The sequence below is a fragment of the Blautia sp. AM47-4 genome (genome assembly GCF_003479865.1).
Lineage (GTDB): Bacteria > Bacillota > Clostridia > Lachnospirales > Lachnospiraceae > Fusicatenibacter > Fusicatenibacter saccharivorans.
Genome location: NZ_QUHY01000020.1, coordinates 17,578 through 38,726, shown reverse-complemented (window position 1 = coordinate 38,726; position 21,149 = coordinate 17,578). Strand labels below are relative to the sequence as shown.

Below are 21,149 nucleotides of genomic sequence, written 5' to 3'. Positions count from 1 at the left end.
TCATTCCTTTGTATTTCTTATGCGATTAGTGTTTCGGAACCAGTTTCTCTTTTCCGCCCATGTACATACGAAGAACTTCCGGAATGCTTACGGTTCCGTCTGCATTCAGGTTGTTCTCCAGGAATGCGATCAGCATACGCGGCGGAGCAACTACGGTGTTGTTCAGGGTATGTGCCAGGTATTTCTTTCCGTCCTCGCCGTTGACACGGATTTTCAGACGTCTTGCCTGTGCATCACCAAGGTTGGAGCAGCTCCTACCTCGAAGTATTTCTTCTGACGCGGAGACCATGCCTCAACATCGACAGATTTTACTTTCAGGTCAGCCAGGTCACCGGAGCAGCACTCCAGAGTACGAACCGGGATATCCATGGAACGGAACAGGTCTACGGTGTTCTTCCACAGTTTGTCATACCACATCATGCTGTCTTCCGGTTTGCAGACAACAACCATCTCCTGTTTCTCGAACTGATGGATACGATAAACACCACGCTCCTCGATGCCGTGTGCTCCTTTTTCTTTACGGAGCACGGAGAGTAGCTGGTCAGGGTCAGAGGCAGTTTCTCCTCCGGGATGATGCTGTCGATGAATTTACCGATCATGGAGTGCTCGCTGGTTCCGATCAGGTACAGATCCTCGCCCTCGATTTTGTACATCATGGACTCCATCTCAGCGAAGCTCATAACACCGTTTACGACGTTGCCGTGGATCATGAAAGGCGGTACGCAGTAGGTAAATCCGCGGTCGATCATGAAATCTCTTGCATAAGAAAGGATGGCAGAGTGGAGGCGTGCAATGTCGCCCATCAGATAATAGAATCCGTTTCCTGCAACTTCTCTTGCTGCATCCAGATCGATTCCGTCGAAGGACTCCATAATGTCGGTGTGATACGGGATTTCAAAATCCGGTACAACCGGCTCGCCGAAGCGCTCTGCTTCTACGTTCTCGCTGTCATCTTTTCCGATCGGTACGGAAGGATCGATGATGTTCGGGATCACCATCATGATCTTCTTGATTTCCTCTTCTACTTCTTTTTCTCTTGCAGAAAGAGCCTCGATGCGGGAACCGTCAACAGCTACCTGTTTCTTTACTTCCTCAGCCTCTTCTCTCTTGCCCTGGCCCATCAGTGCGCCGATCTGTTTGGAGATTTTGTTTCTTTTTGCACGAAGTGCTTCTACTTCCTGTTTGATGTCACGGTTTTCTTTGTCCAGCTCGATGACTTTATCAACCAGCTCCAGTTTCTGATCCTGGAATTTATTTCGGATATTCTGTTTTACAACTTCCGGGTTTTCTCTTAAAAACTTAATGTCTAACATAATTTCCTCCTAGTAGATCTTATCCCCTCATTTTGGCGGGATTCTTTTTGTTCTTTCCAGCCCGGAACCACTGCCGTTTTTCCAGCATTTATGCGGGTTTGGCGCGTTCCAGTACCATCATATAACAGTATATGCATTTTTTCAAGCGTTCTTTCATGCTGTTTTTCTGCGGTCCGCTTTTACATCAGATCGATCGAATTCATCGTAATTGCCTGGCGCAGCGCGTCGATTTCCTCGGTGCTCAGCATGATATAGGACTCGCCTTTTACGATCTCTTTCAGATATAAAAAGCAGTTGTCACGGCTGTGGATTGCATTCAGGATAAAACCTGTGTTTTCTTTGTCGAGCATTGCCAGCGCAAAACTCATCTTTCCGCCCACATCGTCAAACGCATCATATTTTACGATTCCGTATTTGTTCAGCGTCATGCCCTGGATCTTTTTCAGATCCGCAAGATTTTTTTTCGTCAGCTCATTCTGCTTGTTCAGTTTGTCAATTTCCTTGAACCGCTGATGAAACAGCTTTTCGAGTGACTGGGCGTCTTTTCCCTTCATAAAGCTTCTGTACTTCTGGTTCAGTCTGCTCAGACGCAGCGACATGCTGACCGTCATAATCATCATCACGATAATCAGTACAATCAGAAGAAGTACAACAACGCCAAGGTCAATTCCTACCTTACTAAATAAATCGCTCATTATTCTACCTCTTACTGTATTGATTCAAACAGATCCATGATTCTCTCGAGCTCTTCCTGGGAATAATACTCGATCTCGATCTTTCCTTTGTGCTTTGCCCCGCGGTGAATGGAAACCTTCGTACCAATGATGCTCTTGATTTTCTCTTCCAGACCTTCGTAGATGGCTTCCTCTTCCAGATTGACTTTCTTTTCTTTCTTCACCTTCGGATTCAGGATCTCTTTGACCAGGCGCTCGGTCTCACGGACACTGAGCTTTTCATCGAAGATTTTCATTGCCGTATTGTACTGGAGCTCTTTATTCTCCAGCGCCAGCAGCGTACGCACATGACCGGTTGTCAGCATTTCATCGACAACCATCTGCTGTACCCTGTCATCCAGTTTCAGGAGACGCATCGAGTTTGTAACCGCCGTTCTGCTCTTGGAAACGCGCTCTGCGATTTCATCCTGGCGGAGATGGAACTCTTCCATCAGGCGTTTGTATGCGTGTGCCTCCTCAATCGGGTTCAGAGATTCTCTCTGAATATTTTCAATCAGGGAAATCTCGACAACTTCCTGCTCGGTAAAATCTTTAATGATGACCGGTACTTCTTTGATTCCGGCAAGCTTTGCAGCCTCCATCTCCGTTCCCCTGCGATGATCTCATAATAATCATCTTTTTTCTGCACCAGAATCGGCTGCAGAACTCCGAACTGTTTGATGGATTCCGAAAGTTCGATCAGGCCGTCCTCGTCAAAGGATTTTCGCGGCTGTTCGCGGTTCGGTTCAATTTCGGAGATTTTCAGTTTCATCTCGACTGGTTTTTCGACAACTTTTTCAACAACCTTCTCGACTACTTTGACCTCCGGTTTTGCCGGTTTCTCTTTTGCTTCTGCTTTGGCCGAATGTCCCGGTGAAATCAGGGAATCCAGGCCCTTGCCTAATCCTCCTCTTCTCGCTGCCATTACTCTTCATCCCCCCTGTGAATCACTTCGTCTGCCAGGAGACGGTAGCTCTCTGCACCGGTGGACCGCTTGTCGTAATAGTTGATCGGCATACCGTAGCTCGGTGCCTCCGCAAGGCGGACATTTCTCGGAATAATGGTTTTGTAGATATTCTGATCCAGGCTGTCTTTTACGTTTTCTACTACCTGCAGAGAAAGATTCGTTCTCGCATCGTACATGGTAAAGACAACGCCTTCCATCTCCAGTTCTGGATTCAGACGCTCCTGCACCAGCTCAATCGTGTGCATAAGCTGGGATAAGCCCTCCAGTGCGTAATATTCACACTGAATCGGCACCAGAACGGTGTCCGCGGTGGTCATCGCGTTGATTGTCAGCATATTTAAGGATGGCGGACAGTCAATAATAATGAAGTCGTACTGATCGCGAACCTGATCAATTGCGTTTTTCAGGATGAATTCTTTGTCTTCCACCCCGATCAGCTCGATCTCCGCTCCGGCCAGATTGACATTGGAAGGGATAAGGGAAAGATTGTCAAAATTCAGAGGAATGATGCAGTCCTCCAGTTTTGACTCTCCAAGAAGCAGTTCATAGATGGTATTTTCCACTTCATTTTTCTCTACTCCCATTCCGCTGGTGGTATTTCCCTGCGGGTCCATATCAATGGTCAGAACTTTTTGTCCCATTTCTCCTAAACAGGAAGAAAGGTTAATTGCGGTGGTAGATTTACCTACGCCGCCTTTCTGGTTTGCAATTGCAATTGTTCTTCCCAAAATATGTATTGCCTCCTTTCATCTTTTTGTTTTCCATTTGCAGTTTTTCCTTTTTACAGGAAATGACCTGCCGGCACTTCTTTCAAAAAACTGATTCATGCGGCAGGTGTTTTGGCATATAGATAGGAAAAATCTCCTTTTCTATGCCAGTCTATCTGAGGAATTCTTCAGATTCTATCTCAAAATTGCCCCAATTTGGGACAAAGATATTTTATCATACTACGCCGGATTTTACTACTGGAAATGTTTCACGTGAAACATTTTCTGCATTTTTGCATGATTAGGCGGTGTGAAACATAAGAAAATTGGAGATTTTTGGCGATGTTTCACGTGAAACATTTTGAAAAGCACTGTTTTACAATAATTTTTCTCGGTTTTTACGCTGTTTAAAGGCTTTTTGGAATTTTTTCAGCGATGATTTTGCATTTTTTGATGGTTTCCAAGTAATTCTGCAATGTCAGAACATTTTTTTCTGTTTCACACAGTTTTTATAAAATGTTTCACGTGAAACATTTTAATTTTTGACGTTTTTGAGGTATAAATATACTGGAAACGTTATTTTAATCGTGTGATGCTCTTTTTCAAGGAAATCTCAGGTGATTAGGAAGAAAAAATCAACTTATCAGGATATTATTGATACATAGATCAGAAATCAAAACTGTTTATGGTTGTTCGGTGATCGTAAATGTCTCTTTTGTATATAAAATGTATTTTTATTCACTAGGGCTCTGTTTTTTCATCGTTCTTCCTCGCTTTTTTCAAATTTTCAGCATTTTTCTCTTTATTTTCATCAGTAAGAGGCATAATCCGTGAGACATCCTCTTTTTCATTTTTTCTCCAGTTTTTCTCTTTTCGGGCGGTTTTTCTTTGATTTTTTTATTTTACAGGCCAGGCTGCACATTTTCTGTTTTTTATCGATTTATTTGATTTCACTATAATTTTTCTGTTTTTATGGTTTTAATATTTTTCTCTCGCTGCCACGTCTTTTATCCTCTTTTCCATCTTTCTGGCTTACCTTTCTCTTTTTTTGTAAACAATCTCACTTTTTCTCTTTTATCAACATTTTTATTCCTTCTCTCCGTTTTTATTCTTTTCGCCCATGTCTATACTACATTTTCCCCTTTTCAGTCGTTTTTTGCCTTTTCTCAACTCATTTTTATCTTTTTTGCTTTTTCCGCCTCTTCCATCGTTTTACACCCTCTTTTTGCCATTTTTTTAGATCGTCCTTCATTTTTTCGTTTCTACTTATGTCACTTTCCCTGTCTCATTTTTCACGTTTCACGTCTCTCAAAATGTTTCACGTGAAACATCGTTTTTACGATTTTCGGTCTTCGGCGATCAGTGAGAAGCGATTTGCTTTCCGGCTTTCCGAAAATCACTCTCATTTTTCACCTCTCTTATTTTTAAAATAATCGTATTTTCTATTCTATTTTTGATTTTCTCCGTCTTTTCTACATTTTTCCTGCATTTTCGCGTGTTTCACGTAGTTTTTCGTCTCTGTTTTCTCTCTTTTATTAAATTATTTAATTATATTTTTATATTTTCGTATGAATTGAACTTTTACATTCGTTTTTTCGGATTTTCCAAACCATTTACTAAACGCATTTTGGGACCATTTTTTCATGGATTTTTACCAATCTGGAAGGATTTTATCCCATAGTGCCGTTTTCATGCTTTTATGTGTATTATTGCATCATTTTTTCTCTGTTTTTTTTGCAGTTATGTAAACCATTTAAATATGCCATTCGCCAGTAGTTGACATAACGTAGTTCTCCTGGAATTGTCTACGCTTTTTGTTAAATTGCGCCTTGTTTTCGTCTCTTTTTCTCATTTTTCCCTTAATTTTTGCATTGTATCTTTCCCTTTTTTCGCTTATAATAAGCTCAACACAACGTTTCGAACCGATTCCTCCCCTCCGGGAGACCCCTGAAAGGAGTTTTATCATATGAAACACAGCAAAAAACTGGTCACCTTGAGTGTCCTCACCACGATGTCCGGCGCAGCGATTTACTTTCTGAATAAAACGCTCGATACCGCCGCCGTACGGAAAAACCTGCTCGCATCGGCTGAAAAAGAGAGCTTTTCCTGGCAGTTCGGCGATATTTTTTACACAAAAAAAGGCACCGGAACCCCGATGCTCTTACTTCATGACTTACATTGTGCCTCCAGCGGCCGCGAATGGCAGTATATTGAGGATGCTCTCGCTCAGGATCACACCGTCTACACACTCGATCTCCTCGGCTGCGGCCGTTCCGACAAGCCGGCGATCACGTACACGAACTTTTTATACGTACAGCTCATCGTCACCTTCATCAAACAGGTCATCGGATGTCCAACCGACGTAATTGCATCCGGTTTATCCGGCTCTTTCGTCGTAACCGCCTGCAATACAGCCCCGAAATGCTTCGGCCGAATCATGATGATCAACCCGACCGACCTTGCCAAGCTCAACAAAATCCCGGATAAACGCAGCCGCTTCCTGAAACGCATGATCGAGCTCCCGCTCGTCGGCACGCTGCTGTACCACACGCTCACCGGCCGCTCCAACATCGAGCTTTTATTCACTGAGAGCTATTATCACAACCCATTCCACCGCTCACCGGAGGACGTAGACGCCTTCTACGAGTCCGCACACCTCCAGAACAGCGCCGGAAAGTACCTTCTCGCAAGCCTCGTGGGCAATTACGTGAACCTCAACATCGGCCACGCCTTAAAACACATCGACAACAGCATGTTCCTCATCGGCGGTGAGGAGGAACCGGGCATCGCAGAAACCTTTGCGCTGTACACGGCACTCAACACTTCCATCGAAACCCAGATCCTGCCAAAAACAAAGCACATGCCGCAGATGGAGGCCCCACAGGCCCTCTTAGAGCAGATCCAGATCTTTTTCGCCCCGGTACAATAACACCCCTTCTGCTCCCGGCCTCGAGCGAAAAAAATGAGACAAAAAAAGCGGAGAATTTACTGATATTTCCATGTCAGTAAATCCTCCGTTTTTCCATTTTTAACCCGGCTCACAGTCCATTTCCAACGCATCTTCCTCTGCGCCCGGATAATCCGTTGGCGGCGCTGTATACGTTTCCATTCCCTCTTTTATTTCATCCATCGTATAAATATTAATTCTCTCCTCCGGCGCTGCATCCGGGTCAAATTCCACCGTTTCTCCCAGTGCAAGCATCATTGGCTCATCCGCATTTCTTTTCTCATCTGCAATCTCATACGCGTTTACATATTCACCCAACGCAGTCTCTACATACTGTCCAAACCCGTCGCAAAGCCGGTAATAAAGCTCCTTTTCCGCATCTTTCTCCAGAAAATACAAGGATTTCTGCCCGATCACCGGATCAAGGTCGCAGAAGCTGATCTGTATATAGTTCTCCCGCCGTTCCTCCTCCGAATACTCCGCTTTCAGCTCCTCTGCGTTCCAGTACGTAATTCCCGCATCCTCCATGGACTGCAGATACTCTTCCACCGTAACTGCTCCGCCCGGCTTTCGAACCGTAATATGTTCTCCGGCTTCCATATCACCTTTCAAAACGTCATCCACCCGCAGTGAAATATCGGTTGCAATCTCAATTCCCCCGGCAAAACAGCTATAATCCTCTACCGTTCCTAGAACAATGAGATCGCTTCCCTCTTTCTGCTCATAAAAGCTATTATAAAACCGATCCCACTCCTTCAACCCTCCGTACTGCATATTTACCTTTGCCGGATCCAGATTTTCAAACCGCATTTTCTCCTCTGTTTCCGCCGTTTCTGCATTACCGCAGCCCACCAGCAGAATACACAATACTGTCAAACAAACCTTTTTCATCCTTTCACCCCCCCCATCCACCGTCTTTGTTATACTCCCATTATACTTCTTCCGCTTTCATTTTCCCATAAAAAAGCGGAAGACTTACTGATTTTTTCACTCTCAGTAAATCCTCCGTTTTCAATTTTAACCAGATTTTAATGACTCTTTATTCCGCTGATTCTGACGTGCTGTCTGAAGAACTGTCATCTTCCGTCTTTGCCGCAAGCAGTTTCCCGTAATTTTCCAGCATGGTCTTCACGTTATTTTTATTCACAAGAGACGGCACTCCGTCCTCATCTACCGTGTAATAGAAGCTCGAATCATACGGGCTGTAAGCAAATGTCAGGTCGCCGTCTGTCATATGGAAGACTGCGGTAAACTCGGCATCCTTGGCCTGCACGAGGCTTTCATCCTTCGTCTGCGCCTTCAGGCCAATGAGCGAAGAATAGAACGTGGTAAACGTTGATTTATCAATCGTTTCATCGCCGCAGATGTAACTGATTTCCTGTGTTGTGGAATCGCTGTCGTCATCCTTTTTCTCTTCCACATGGCGTACATACGTCTTCGTCTCGCCGTTATACGTAATATCAAGGCTCGTCAGATCCGATACATTTTCCATGCCGATATACATGTTCCAGAAATCAGATGCCTTCTTTCCGGTGAAGGTTTCAACATTCGAAGCCGTCATCAGATGAACTTCATTCGAGCCGTCCAGCTTCACGTAATAAGAACCGCCGTCCTCATTTGCATTGCCGACATACAATACCAGATCTTTCTCCACCGTAACGGTTGTCGTTTCGGAAGAAGAGCTCGTTGCAGTGCTGTCGCTTGATGCAGAATCTGTTGTGGAATCCGAAGAAGTATCTGCCGTTGTTGTATCGTCAGCCTCAACCTCCTGCTCTTCCGTGTAATGCACGCGGATCGTCGTCTTTGGCTGATCCAGTCCGTACTGGGAAAGATCCGATGCGTTGTACGTAACAAGATCTCCAAAGCTAAGAGATGCCACTGCACTTGTCATGGTGCCGATCGAATCCGCATCACCGCCATGTGCCGCTCCATCTGCGTCCACAACCTGCCATTCATCCGTCTGAAGTGCCGAATCAGCAGCGCTTACTTCTTTTGTCAGCGTATATCCGTTCTCACCCTCCACCTGCAGCTTTGTAATGTTTTCCGCCGTCACAGATGGCATGGATTCCGTTGTCGCCCACTCCATCATATCGGACGGGAACATCGTTCCAAGCGATGTGCTTACCAGATAAACCTTACTCGTATCATCGTTCAGATAAATATAGTATCTGCTCGAGCTGTTCTTATCTCCGACATGAATCGTCGTTTTCTCGTCTCCCGCAGTCACTATAACCTCCTGAGACGGCGTCTCGAGCCCGAAATCGGCCATAGAATCGATTTCATCGCCTTCAATGACTCTTTCTGCTGTCATGCTGCTAAGAGAGCTTAAAACGCTCGTTATCTTGCCCTCATCCAGTGGGAATCCATCCTCCTGGTCGTATGTCCAGATATCGGTATCATCGTCTCCTGCTGTTTTCGTAAAAGACACCGTCTCTCCGTTGATCCGGAACGAAAGCGCTGTTACATCATCTTTTGAAAAATCAACCACTTTTTCGGCGTCTGCACCAGAATCCGAACTGCTGCTGTCCGCATCGGCGGTGCTGTTTTTCTTCGTCAGCACCACCAATACGGCAAGAAGCAGTACCAAAAGGATCAGGCAGGCCGCCATCTTTCCTTTTTTCTTCATCACTGTTTTCTCCTCTTCATCCAGATCATCACGCCAATCACAACAAGTACCAGCGGAATTCCCGCAATGGTAATAATAGACCAGGTGTTAACTGCTCCCTGTGTAAATACCAGGTTTGTATAGCTTGTGCTCTTGCTTGGAATAACAACGGTCTGCTCCACATCACACATGGAGGTCAGTGCAGTCGCTGCCAGCTTTGAGTTCGCACCGCTGATTGCCTGGTCAATCTGGCTGCTCAGCATCGATGCACTCGAGAAATAAATGATCTGTGTCTCTTTATCATCTACGGTCTCTGTGATGGAAACGCCAAGGTCAAATGCGCCCGTCTCACTGTCCGCGCTCTTCGACCAGGTGCTGTTCTCCGGATCATTTTCAATATAAGCGTCCTCGGTGGTCGTCAGAAGGCTCTTGATCGTAATGGTATCACGATAAGAATCGAGCTTCTGAATTGCCTGTGCAACCGGCATCAGAATGTAATTACTCTTTACTTCGGTTGTAATGTCATCACTCTGAATGTTCGGCAGCAGATAATACGGCATCTGCGGATAATAATGCTGGGAATCGGTCTCCACAACAATTCCGCTGGAGCGTTTCACACCGTAATTTTCCAGTATGGAATCCAGATTCGGCATATCCGTTCCGGTATAGCTGGTGAACATCAGAAGCTTTCCGCCGTTTTCCAGGTAGGTAATGACTTTATTTGCCTCATCCTCTGAAAAATCGGTGGTCGGGGACATGATTACAAGCTCCTCGGCATCCTCCGGGATATCGTCTGTCATCAGGGCAAGATCACTGATTTCCACATTGTTTTTGTTAATGGCATCGCTGAAGTTCGTAGAGAGATCACTCTCGGAAGCCTCGCCGTGGCCGGTTACCCAGTAAACCTTCGGGTTGTTTTCACTCGTCACATACGTGATGGCGCTGGTAATCTGACCCTCGCCGTCAAAGCCGGTCGTCTGTGTCTGATAGGTCTGATAGTTTGTGGAAGTCTCCCACATATCACTGTTGCTGACCACCTTGCTCTTATCGCCGCATACGACAATCACACTGTTTGCAGCTACCGTCTGATCGGTATACTGGCTCGTAAATTTCGGATACAGATCCGGGTCTTTTGTCTCTACTTTGATATGGTCAGAAAGCTCATCGTAGTGCTCCAGCAGCTTCTCGGTGGTGTCATCCTCACTGCCCTTCTGCACAATATAATACAGGGTAACGTCTTGATCGAGATCCTTTAATGCCGTTTTCGTCTCATCTGTAATGGAGTACATTTTCTGCGTACTCAGGTCAATCTGTGTTTTGCTGGTCGGAATCTGCGCCACAATCAGGTTAATAACCACAATCACAGCCAGAACAATCACCGTCATAATCGAAGAATAAGAGCCCTGTTTCAGATGCTTTTTCTGCTCCTCGCCGGTAAACACTTCCTTCAGATGTTCTTTGGAGAACGTCTTTTTCAGCTTTTCTTTAATATTAAAATTCATTTTATGCTGTTTCTTTTCTTTCTTTTCGCTGCTCATCGTCTCCACCTCCTAATTCCAGCGTTTCTTCTGCAGGGACTGCATTGCAAGGAAAGTGCAGATTGCAATGACGGACAGGTAGTAAACAACACCGCCAATGTCCAGAATACCGTTCACAAAGTTATCCATATGGCCTGCCATGTTGAATACACCGAGCAGATCCTGGATTTTGCCCTCGAGAAGGGTGGATTTTGTAAAGTAAACTGCCGTCAGCGCGCCTTCGCCGATCACGGCAATCACACCTGTAATGATCGGGTTTTTAATCATACTGCCGATCCAGAGGCATACCAGTGCAATGATGATAAAGAAAGCAAAGAAAGAGCTTCCGGCTCCTTCCGGGAAGAAGTTTGCGATACCGCTCTCCACGTAGCACAGGAACAGGATCACAAAGCCGACAACGGCTGCGATGACCTGGCTCTCGGTGATGGAGGAAACGAACACACCGACCGAAATATAGGCTGCTCCCAGCAGGAAATAGCCAAGGATCGAAGTGTAGGATACAGCGTAGGAAACTGTTCCGTGGGTTCCAAGAAGCAGCGGATACAGGCACATAATCAGCACTGGAATCACATAAATGGTGAGAAGTGCCAGATATTTTCCAAGGATAATATCGGAAATTTTTACCGGTGCGGTAAGGAGCAGCTGATCCGTCTTATTTTTCTGCTCCTCCGACAGGACACGCATTGTCAGAACCGGTACTGCGATCAGCAGAATAAATGCGGAATTCTGCAGCGCGTATCCGATCTCCGGGTAACCCTGCTGCAGGTTGATGGCCGTAAAATACAGGCCGAACAGCGCCAGAGTAAACGCCATAAACAGATATCCGATCATGCTTGTCAGATAGCTTTTTAACTCTTTTTTATAAATCGCCGTCATTGTGCGTCTCCCTCCTCCTGTTTTGTTTCAGCGGCTGATTCCGCTGCATCTGTGCTTTTTTCTTCAGACGTTTCCCCGACAGCCGTTTTGTCTGCTTCTGGTTCACATTCTTTTTCACATTCTTTTTGTTTCAGCTGTTCTTTCTCTGCTTTTTTCAGCTTTCTTGCAGCCTTTCCGGAATCATCGGTCAGCTCCAGGAAGACGTCTTCCAGAGACATCGAGGAGGAAGTCAGCTCGAGGATCGGACAGTTGGCCTTTGCCAGTGCATAGAACAGCTCCTCGCGGATATCCCTATCCTTTTCCGTGGTAATTTTTACCTTAATCTGCTCCTCATTCGGCGTATTTTCATATTGGATCTCTTTTGCATCGAGCGCATTAAGCGCCGGAACCAGCTGCTTCCTCGTTCCGTGAACGGTACATGTAACCGTGTTTGATCCAAGCATCAGTTTACTTAAGTTTTCCGGGGTGTCGCTCGCAACAAGCTGTCCCTTTGCAATAATCATGACGTAATCGCAGACAGCGCTGACCTCGGAGAGGATGTGGGAACTTAAGATAACGGTATGTTTTTTACCCAGTGATTTGATCAGGTCGCGGATCTCAATGATCTGCTTGGGATCCAGGCCTACCGTCGGCTCATCGAGGATGATGATCGGCGGATAACCGAGCACTGCCTGTGCCAGTCCGACCCTCTGTCGGTATCCTTTCGACAGGTTCTTGATCAGACGGTTCTGCATATCGGTGATCTTCACCAGATTCATGACCTCAAGAATCTGTTTCTTTCTCTGATCCTTTGGAATTTTCTTTAATTCCGCCACGAATTTCAGATATTCCAGAACGGTCATGTCCGTGTAGACCGGCGGCAGCTCCGGCAGATAGCCGATGCATTTCTTTGCCTCCTCCGGCTCCTCCAGGATATTGTGGCCGTTGATCAGCACTTCGCCCTCCGTAGATGCCAGATAGCCGGTGATGATGTTCATGGTCGTTGATTTTCCGGCACCGTTTGGGCCAAGGAAACCATAGATTTGGCCTTCTTCTACGGTAAAACTCAGGTTTTTGACAGCTACGTGGTCGCCATAGCGTTTCACCAGGTTTTTAACCTCTATCAATGTTCCTTCCTCCTTGTTTCTTAAAGCAGTCCCAGCCCGCCCTTGGGGGTGAAAGAGCCGGAGATGCTCTCATTTTCTAAAGACACTTTATCTTATTCTGAAAATGTGATAATTTGCTGGAAAATTTGTGAAAAAACAGTGAAGCCATGGAGCAGTTTGTTTGTTTTTCGACGAAAAATCAATTTCTTTTACCATAAGAATCATGTATACTATAACGTATCCGCGGACGGACGCTTTTCCATTTTTGTTCCTCCGCGAAACATTACGCCGGACTTTTTCCCGTCCGGGACTGGAGATTTTAGGAGACTCTATGAATAAAAAAGACTACTACTGGGCCAAGTATATGCTGATTTTCGGCTTTTTCTGCATCTCTTTTGGCACCTCGATTTTCCTGAAAACCGAACACGCCCCCGATGAGGCGATGCGGATGCTGATTCCGGAATACATCGTCTCACACCACACACTGCCGAACGGCATGGAAGAATCGGTGCGCCATCCGCTGTGGGGATTCTCCTATGCGCTGTATCCGTATCTGACCGCGATCATCAGCTCCGTGTTTATGGCCATTACATCGCTGTTTACGAAAAGTGCAGCGGCTCTTTTAACTGCCGCCCGCCTCACCAGCGTCCTTTCCGGCACCGGCACACTGATCGTTGTGTTTCTGATCGGCGAAGAGCTCTTTGAACGCCGCGAATCCGCACTGCTCGGCGGTATTTTCGTCGGTTTTCTGCCGCAGTTTGTGTTCCTCTCCTGCTATGTGAACAACGACTCGTTCGCCGTTTTCACGGTCGCACTGATCATCTATTTCTGGATTCGCGGCATGAAAAGCGCATTCTGCAAAAAAGACTGTATCGGCCTTGGAGCAGGCTGCGGACTCTGCGCGCTGTCGTACTACAACGCCTACGCGTATCTGCTCTGCAGCATTCTTCTATTCTTCGCGCTGATGATACATTTCAGGAAACCAGCAAAGGAGATCTTCGCCAAAGCTCTTCTGGTCTTTGCCATCGCCTTCCTGATCGGCGGCTGGTTCTTCATCCGCAATGCCGTCATCCACGACGGAGACCTGCTCGGCATGCGCACCACAAATGAATCCGCATCGCTGTATGCCACTGAGGAGTACAAACCGAAAAACCGCCAGACACCGGCATCCGAAGGCTGGAGCTTTAAGCAGACGTATTTACAGACCCCGGAGGGACGCACCTCCAACTGGCTGTTCTCCACCGTCAGCAGCTTCATCGGCTCGTTCTCCTACATGACCGTCCATCTTCCGATGGTGCTTTACCTGCTGTACGGTGCGCTGATGGCGTTCGGATTCCTGCTGTTTCTGTTTCTTGCCATGATCCCGCACTGGCTCCGCAAAAAGCCGCAGCTTCTCCTCTTTGTGATGCTGCTCCTCGCCTGCCTGATCACGCTGTTCATGGACATGTACAACACGTATTTCAGCGACTACCAGTCGCAGGGCCGCTACCTGATGCCGGCGCTTGTCCCGCTGATGGTCTGGATCGATGACGGCTATTCTTCACTCACTGCAAAACTTCCCGCTGAGTGGAAACGCGCCTCCTGCCATCTGACACTCCTGCCGGGAGCAGTCTGGCTTGTACTGTTTCTCATCAGCTACATCGGATTTCTGATTCCGGGCTGCTGTGGATAACGAAGAAACAGGTGCTATCTCTTTTTCTCAGATAGCACCTGTTTCTTCGTTACAAGCTTTTAGTTTTTAGATATGTTTCATCCGGTCTTTCCTTTCACTTTCTTTGTTTCCTTTTAATTGCTAAAATAGCTATAACACCAATTGCCAGAATCCCAATTCCTAAAATAATTACCAACATCTTATTTTGATGTTTCACCGGCTGATCTGCAACATCAAGGACAATATTGGTTTCTCCTTGTGCATCGTCAGTTTCGATATAAGACGAATCAGCAACTGTGGAACAGTAAATCTCCAGTGTCTGGCTGATCGGAATATTTTGTTTTCGTAATTCTACACCATAACTGGATATGACCTTTATTTGCTTTTTTATACTTGATTTAATACATTCTTTTTTTGTTACACAATGCCCTACAATTTATTTTTTTCTTTTCCTCAAATATACTAATATTCCAGCAAAAACTAAAATGCTTAATATTACTAACATAATCTCTTTTCTTAGACTCTCCTCTATCAATGTATAAACGCTAAAATGTGATGTTTCAAATATAAATTCTCCATTTTTTATTTTCACATCCATTTCTGTTAAGGATCCATCCGCTTCCACCCTGTAAATTTTTGTTTTTCCAAGATAGGCAAAAAGCTTCATTTTTTCTGGAATTGGAATATATACCTGCACATTTTGTTCTGGCTGTATTTCTTCTCCGCTTTCCATAAGTGAAATATTGTATGTGTAAGATGTTCGATCTTTAATCGCATTGTAAGCCGCTAAATTTGTTTTCTTTAGTTCCTCCAATTTTTCAGAATCCAACTCCACTTTAAAAACGCTCAACGATGTTTCATCTGAAAATCCATTTTTGCTCTCCACCCTGATCTGCTGCGATGCCCGAAATCCTTTTTGATTTTGAATATAAACAGAACCCACGCCCTGCGACCTGATAAAATTCATATGCTGCAAAAATTCATTTTCAACTTTTCCCATAACAAATATTGCATCTAAAGCTTTTCCTGCCGGACCAGATACAAAATGAAATATTTTTTCGCCAATACTCACACCGAAATCTTTAGCTGTATCCTCAATGACCTCCATCAAATCAAATTCATTTAAATTTTTTATAATGGTTTCGCTAAATGAACCCAACGATTCTGTCGAAAAAAATACTTTATCTGAAACACCTTTACATAAATTTTGCGGAAGCTCGCTTCCATCTTCAATTAAAGTCACAAATGTTTTACTTTCCAGCAGTTTTTTAGTCAATGCTTTGCTAAATACTTCACTGTCCACATCAAAATTTTTGATCGTCTTTGCCAGTTTGCCAATGCCAATCAGGAGATCCGCTGAATTTATAATATTGACCACTGCCGAATCCTGTGGATCATTGCTGATTTTAATATACCCATCTTTTGGTATTTCTATCTTGACTGACGTCTTTTTTGAAAATCCACTTTTCTGTCGATAACTTCCTATTGTTCCATCTTTCAAATCAGAAATCAATCCACTTGTGTTATCCCACAATGCACCTTTCATACTCGTATTACTGGAACTCATCTTTTTAATCAAAATCACATCTTTTAAACGTCCATTTTCATCATACGTCTCTACACTTCCATATATGTAACTGCTGTTGTATACATCAAACGATACACTTGCTGTCCTATTATCTTTATTTATTTCATATGCATAATTGTCAATATATAAACCATTCATATTATAAATATTGGTAGCATATTCTTTTTCAATATATTGTACAGGCACAGCATTTACCGTATAGGAATACTCATGGTCTTTATACACTGTAACTGGAATCTCACTCATATACCCTGTATTTGTGTCTTGAAAAAACACATGTGCCGTTCCCGTCTGAATTCCTTTCCATTCTGTATAACGTCGTTTATCTGCCACACCTGTTTTTTTTAGTTCAAGAACTGATGAATCATCTACCCAAAATGTAATTCCTGAAACATCATCCATCAGTTCTCCATTGTTGAAAATTCCAGCACTTAACGTAATGATATTATCTTTACAAATACTCAGACTGGTATAATCTGAATAAACCGCTAATCCATCTTCTGGTGTGCTTTCCTCCTCATTCTTCTGCTGTTCCGTTTCCTCTGCTCCACCCTGATCGAGACTTAAAAATTTATATTTTACTGTATACTGCATATCCGCATCATATCCCTGATACTGCATAGATGCCTGAAAGTCCATAAGAATTTCATCAATCTTTCCTGTTGTTTTATCTATGGTTATTTTTGTTTCTACATCGCTGTATTTTAAATTTTCTACTCCCTCTACCATCTGAGCAGCGGCTACTCCTATCTCATTCGCTTTCTCTGCCGGAATTGTAAAGGTAATCTCATTTCCAGAAATTTTACTCTTTTTCACCATATTCTGCGTTAATGAAGAGAACTGAAAATAATTTGGATTCATCTCAACATCTACCGTTTTGCTTACTGGTTCCTTATATTCATAATGAGCCGTCCCATCTCGATACGTCATATTCCATATATATTTTTGTCCAAGTACAGCCATACTGGCAGAGCCTGTCATTTGAACTGCAGAACTGTCATTCTCATCATAACCAGATACCTCTGTAACTGCATCCAATGTAACTTTCGTTTTCGTTTTTGCTTTTCCCTGGATAATTGTCATATCTGCATCCATATCCAGTTCTTCTTTCCAGTTTCCTGACACGACTGTTTTCTGCATTGCTTCCTGATATGCCAGAAAAGCATCTTTCCCTTTTCCATATACCGTAATCGGAAATACTTGAAACCCTATTATCAACGCGATCAAAATATTCCTCATTTTCTTTTCCATTTGTGCTCCTTTCAAAAAAGGACCCCGTATAAAACATACAGAGTCCTTTTTTCATCTGATTTTTCTTCTAAAACAGGTTTCCCATTGTATACAGATCTAAATACCAAGAACGATCTACTTTTATTACAGATATTTCCAGAGAATTGCTTACTTCTGTTTCATCTCCTTTCAAAGTAAACTCAACCTCTACAGTTTTAGCTGCAGATACTTTTACGTTTATATCTTCATAATTGCTTTTTAAATCATCCAGGTCATCATCTGTCACATCTTCAACATTTGTCATTTTATAAGACAGTTTCCAGTCATCTCCCAGCGATTGATCCAAGGAATCCACTTGTTTCTTGAGAGAATCATTCGCCTCATCTACCAACTCTGTTTTGCTATATCCTGTCTCCTCTAATGCTTTATCTACTACCTTTTCCGGAAGCAATTCTACAATAGATTGTGCATCTACCGCAAACTGCGACGTTACAAATGTATCTATTGTCTTTTTGTAGCTTCTTCCCCCAAGTGTATAAACAAGAAGTACGACTGCTACAATCACACACACTGCTAATACAATACCCTTTTCTCTGTTTTTTTTGCAGGTGACTTTTCATTTAGCGCTTTTCCACATTTACTGCAATATTTTGCCCCATCTGGATTTTCTGTTCCGCATTTTTTGCAAAGCATTTATTTCCCTCCACATTTTGAAATTTTTATCACGAACACTATTTTATTTGGATCCAGATTGCCACATTCTTTGCATCCCTTCCATAATTTCGTTCAGCTCTTGTTTTCGGCTCTGAACTTGGTATGCAGATACCCGCATACATAAAATAAATGGTGCATCCAGAATCAAGAAAAACAATGCCATGATTCCGATTCCATTAATGAGCATTCCTGCCGCCGCTACCAGCATCAATACTGACATTATTATTCCTACAATTTTAAATCCTTTAGCCCGTTTTTGGTATGCTTCTATCTCTGCCGTAAGTTCATCTGGATTTCTAAATTTTCTTCCACATTTTTTACAGATCCAATATGTCTTCTGTTGTAAACCACTCGCTCCGGCTAATACTCCAGCTTTCGTACCAGCAAATACAGAAACACCCATTCCGCTTGCTACAGCACCTCCTATATCCCGATCTCCTATAATATTTAAGTCTTTTTCTCCACACCGTGGACAACAAATTTTTACATATGTAGCTGTTCCCATATCCTTCCTTCTCTCTTAATTTATTTTTTTATCTATTTTTTTGCTGTTAATGGCCGAAACGATTGAATTGTAATTCCCCGATATTCCAGGATGCCTTCATCTCCTACTGCAATAAATATGGTGTCTGCATGAAAACTTCTAAGCTTTTTACGCTCTCCATTTTCAAATTCAACCACATACCATTCAATGTTTCCTTTTTGTACTGGTTTCTCAAGAATTTTTACTTTCGATTTTTCCAGTGGCTTGGAATTGTCCTTTGATTTCAAAATAAAGTATCCAATCCAGGAAGCGATTCCTATCACTAAAACAACTATAACAAACGCAAAAATATCTTTATCAGAAAAACTGCTGCCACCGATACGTATATATGTCATTTAATTTTTCTCCTTCTTTTCAAACATGAACCATAAATTATTCTTTAAATTCGCTATAGGGAATCGGATCATCATCAAGCCTGTTCGAGTAATATATCACACTTACATCTTGGGCTTTTCCTTGCAGATACAGAAAAACTGAATCTGATTTCCATACTACTGAGTTGCCGTTTGCCAAATTTCCCACATGAATTATTCCACTTGCTGCACCACTTAAGCTGATATTCTCTGTAGATGTAAAATCAAATAAACTCTCTACAGTACTGCCCTCTGGAACTTGAACCACAATGCTGCCATCTGTAACTTCTTTGGTTCCCGATGTTGACTTACCACATCCAATTAGCATCATCATGCTTAAGACCATTAAAAACAAATACATCTGTTTTTTTCGTGTCATAACACATTCCTCCTGCTTCTATATCTTTGGTTTTGGATTTCGATTTTTTCTTTTTCATCCCCCCTACCTAATCCCCCGTTTTCAGAAAGTGTACTTTTGCAGATCAGAAAACACATTCTATTTCTTTATATATTTTCACTAAAATACATTGTTTTTTTCTTCCTAATATTGTATAATACAACAAAGTAACTTGAATTTTCAGAATTTGCAAAAGTACACATTTACAAATTCTGCTCTCCTGTCATTTGCTTTTCATCTTCCATTTTTCTTATCTTCCCATAAAACGTCCCAACCGGCATGTCACATGCTTTCGCAGCTTCCTTTAACGTTATCTTTTTTTCTCTCCATTCCCTATGAACTTCATCAAAATTATCCGGTACCGACCGCGACGGTCTGCCAAATTTCACTCCTTTTGCTTTTGCAGCTGCAATTCCTTCTGCCTGCCGTTGACGAATATTTTTGCTTTCACTTTCTGCCACAAAAGACAACACCTGTAAAACAATATCGCTCAAAAAGGTTCCCATCAGATCTTTTCCCCTTCGAGTATCGAGCAATGGCATATCAAGGACAACAATATCAACACCTTTTTCTTTTGTCAGCACACGCCATTGTTCCAAAATTTCCTCATAATTTCTTCCCAGTCGATCAATACTTTTTATATACAACAAATCATCTTTCTTTAATTTTCGTATCATTTTACGATATTGCGGACGGTTAAAATCTCTGCCCGACTGCTTATCCAGATAAATATTCTTTTCCAAAACACCAATTCGTTTCAACGATAATAACTGCCGATCTTCATTTTGATCTCGGCTACTTACTCGTATGTAACCATAAATATTCATAGCGTGTTCCCTTCTTTATAAAATTTTGCATCACAGAAAATTTTACATGCTCGACGTGAATCTTGTGATCACAAAATTTCATCAACTTCTCTTTTCAAACACATTATAATAAAGCATCTCTGGGAACACATATTTTTTATATGATGGTCTATTATGTTCACTTATCTGACCATTATTCTCCCAACAAAAAAGCAAGGCAGCATGCCACAAATTTCTCTGTGGTATGCTGCCTTGCTTTTTTATTCAAAATTTTGCGCGTCTAACTCATCATTGAAGTAACGAGAATGCGACTCTCAGTTTTCAAAATATACTATTCTTTACTGAATCGGCTCCTTCGCCGGTGTTCCCGCTTTTCTCGGATACTTCTTCGGCGTTGCCTTCACCTTCTCGATGCAGACAAACGATCTCTCATCCTCGGTTCCCGTAAGCTGGAAGTAAACCGGCTCTTTTGCCTCGCCGCCGAGCACATGAATCGCTTTTTGAGCTGCGGCAAGCTCCTCATTCAATTTGCCCGATTTATACGAAACAAACCGTCCGTCCACCTTCACATACGGCAGACAGTACTCCGAAAGCGAGCTTAAATTCGCCACTGCCCGCGATACCACGAGATCAAACTGCTCCCGGTAATCCTTCTGGCGTGCGAAATCCTCAGCTCTTCCGTGAACCGCCGTGATTTTCGAAAGGCCAAGCTGTCCGATCACCTCATTCAGGAATTTCACCCTCTTATTCAGTGAATCCAGCAATACAACTTCCACATCCGGAAACGCGATTTTCAGCGGGATTCCCGGAAAACCGGCTCCCGTTCCCACATCGAGAATGCGTCCCGCCTGTGCCACATCACAGACCTTCACCAGCGACAGACTGTCGAGAAAATGCTTCGTAATCACCTGATCGAACTCCGTAATCGCCGTCAGATTCATAAACGAATTCCACTCTACAAGCAGCTCATAATACTGCAGAAACTGCGTCTTCTGCTCCTCGGAAAGTGTGATTCCAAGCTCAAAAAGGCCGCGCTCAAATCCTTCAAGATTGTATTCTTTCATGTTGTTCTCCGTTCTACTCTATTCTTCCAAGTGCCCGCTGCACTTTTTGTT

17 protein-coding genes and 2 pseudogenes are annotated in these 21,149 nt (G+C 43.5%); 2 read left to right on the top strand and 17 right to left on the bottom strand.

Annotation, left to right across the window (positions count from 1 at the left end; genetic code table 11):
* Positions 1-25: 25 nt before the first annotated feature.
* The 4 genes and pseudogenes from serS to DW965_RS13140 form a co-directional block, all read right to left on the bottom strand.
* Positions 26-1,313: pseudogene (serS, locus tag DW965_RS13155) on the bottom strand (serine--tRNA ligase).
* Between the two features lie 179 nt (positions 1,314-1,492).
* Positions 1,493-2,008, bottom strand: a complete 516-nt coding sequence (locus DW965_RS13150; protein ID WP_055225938.1) for a DUF4446 family protein — start codon at positions 2,006-2,008, stop codon at positions 1,493-1,495.
* 11 nt (positions 2,009-2,019) lie between these two features.
* A pseudogene (locus DW965_RS22195) lies at positions 2,020-2,951 on the bottom strand (ParB/RepB/Spo0J family partition protein).
* On the bottom strand, positions 2,951-3,721 hold the full coding sequence (locus DW965_RS13140; RefSeq protein ID WP_022461756.1) for a ParA family protein: 771 nt from the start codon (positions 3,719-3,721) through the stop codon (positions 2,951-2,953). Before DW965_RS13140 ends, DW965_RS22195 begins: the two are co-directional and overlap by 1 nt.
* A 1,945-nt stretch (positions 3,722-5,666) precedes the next feature.
* Here DW965_RS13140 and DW965_RS13130 point away from each other — a divergent pair.
* Positions 5,667-6,629, top strand: coding sequence for an alpha/beta fold hydrolase (locus DW965_RS13130; protein ID WP_117762021.1), 963 nt, complete (start codon positions 5,667-5,669; stop codon positions 6,627-6,629).
* Positions 6,630-6,728: 99 nt separating this feature from the next.
* On the opposite strand, the gene DW965_RS13125 is transcribed toward DW965_RS13130, so the two are convergent.
* From DW965_RS13125 to DW965_RS13105, 5 genes are all read right to left on the bottom strand, one after another.
* Positions 6,729-7,538 (bottom strand): hypothetical protein, encoded by an 810-nt coding sequence (locus DW965_RS13125; RefSeq protein WP_117762022.1) that lies wholly within the window; start codon positions 7,536-7,538, stop codon positions 6,729-6,731.
* Between the two features lie 148 nt (positions 7,539-7,686).
* Complete coding sequence (locus DW965_RS13120) at positions 7,687-9,273, bottom strand: DUF4340 domain-containing protein (RefSeq protein ID WP_117762023.1); 1,587 nt, start codon at positions 9,271-9,273, stop codon at positions 7,687-7,689.
* Positions 9,273-10,790: a GldG family protein gene (locus DW965_RS13115; RefSeq protein WP_243004592.1), complete on the bottom strand. Its 1,518-nt coding sequence runs from the start codon at positions 10,788-10,790 to the stop codon at positions 9,273-9,275. The genes DW965_RS13120 and DW965_RS13115 overlap by 1 nt, the downstream gene beginning before the upstream one ends.
* 12 nt (positions 10,791-10,802) lie before the next feature.
* Positions 10,803-11,666 carry an ABC transporter permease subunit gene (locus DW965_RS13110; RefSeq protein ID WP_022462025.1) on the bottom strand — a complete coding sequence of 288 codons (864 nt, stop codon included), beginning with the start codon at positions 11,664-11,666 and terminating at the stop codon, positions 10,803-10,805.
* The gene (locus DW965_RS13105; protein WP_118697730.1) at positions 11,663-12,772 is read right to left on the bottom strand and encodes an ABC transporter ATP-binding protein; all 1,110 of its coding nucleotides are present in this window, start codon (positions 12,770-12,772) and stop codon (positions 11,663-11,665) included. Before DW965_RS13105 ends, DW965_RS13110 begins: the two co-directional genes overlap by 4 nt.
* Positions 12,773-13,082: 310 nt before the next feature.
* Here DW965_RS13105 and DW965_RS13100 point away from each other — a divergent pair, with 310 nt between their 5' ends.
* Positions 13,083-14,423, top strand: coding sequence for an ArnT family glycosyltransferase (locus DW965_RS13100; RefSeq protein WP_158581114.1), 1,341 nt, complete (start codon positions 13,083-13,085; stop codon positions 14,421-14,423).
* 415 nt (positions 14,424-14,838) lie between these two features.
* Here the strand turns inward: DW965_RS13100 and DW965_RS13090 are convergent, their stop codons facing one another.
* The 8 genes from DW965_RS13090 to rsmG all read right to left on the bottom strand — a co-directional run bounded on the left by DW965_RS13090 (position 14,839) and on the right by rsmG (position 21,098).
* Entirely contained in the window at positions 14,839-17,241 is a 2,403-nt protein-coding gene (locus DW965_RS13090; protein ID WP_118697732.1) for a hypothetical protein, read from the bottom strand.
* Positions 17,242-17,308: 67 nt separating this feature from the next.
* Positions 17,309-17,785 carry a hypothetical protein gene (locus DW965_RS13085; protein WP_147398794.1) on the bottom strand — a complete coding sequence of 159 codons (477 nt, stop codon included), beginning with the start codon at positions 17,783-17,785 and terminating at the stop codon, positions 17,309-17,311.
* 8 nt (positions 17,786-17,793) lie between these two features.
* A complete protein-coding gene (locus tag DW965_RS22605; protein ID WP_119198461.1) occupies positions 17,794-17,913 on the bottom strand; it encodes a zinc-ribbon domain-containing protein in 120 nt (39 codons plus the stop codon).
* A gap of 43 nt (positions 17,914-17,956) precedes the next feature.
* Positions 17,957-18,439: a hypothetical protein gene (locus DW965_RS13075; RefSeq protein WP_117814435.1), complete on the bottom strand. Its 483-nt coding sequence runs from the start codon at positions 18,437-18,439 to the stop codon at positions 17,957-17,959.
* Positions 18,440-18,471: 32 nt separating this feature from the next.
* On the bottom strand, positions 18,472-18,813 hold the full coding sequence (locus DW965_RS13070; RefSeq protein ID WP_117805247.1) for a hypothetical protein: 342 nt from the start codon (positions 18,811-18,813) through the stop codon (positions 18,472-18,474).
* A 37-nt stretch (positions 18,814-18,850) separates the two neighbouring features.
* On the bottom strand, positions 18,851-19,210 hold the full coding sequence (locus DW965_RS13065) for a hypothetical protein (RefSeq protein ID WP_117805248.1): 360 nt from the start codon (positions 19,208-19,210) through the stop codon (positions 18,851-18,853).
* A 221-nt stretch (positions 19,211-19,431) separates the two neighbouring features.
* Positions 19,432-20,055 carry a recombinase family protein gene (locus tag DW965_RS13060; protein ID WP_117805249.1) on the bottom strand — a complete coding sequence of 208 codons (624 nt, stop codon included), beginning with the start codon at positions 20,053-20,055 and terminating at the stop codon, positions 19,432-19,434.
* A gap of 317 nt (positions 20,056-20,372) precedes the next feature.
* A complete protein-coding gene (gene rsmG, locus DW965_RS13055) occupies positions 20,373-21,098 on the bottom strand; it encodes a 16S rRNA (guanine(527)-N(7))-methyltransferase RsmG (protein WP_119198460.1) in 726 nt (241 codons plus the stop codon).
* Positions 21,099-21,149: the final 51 nt, after the last annotated feature.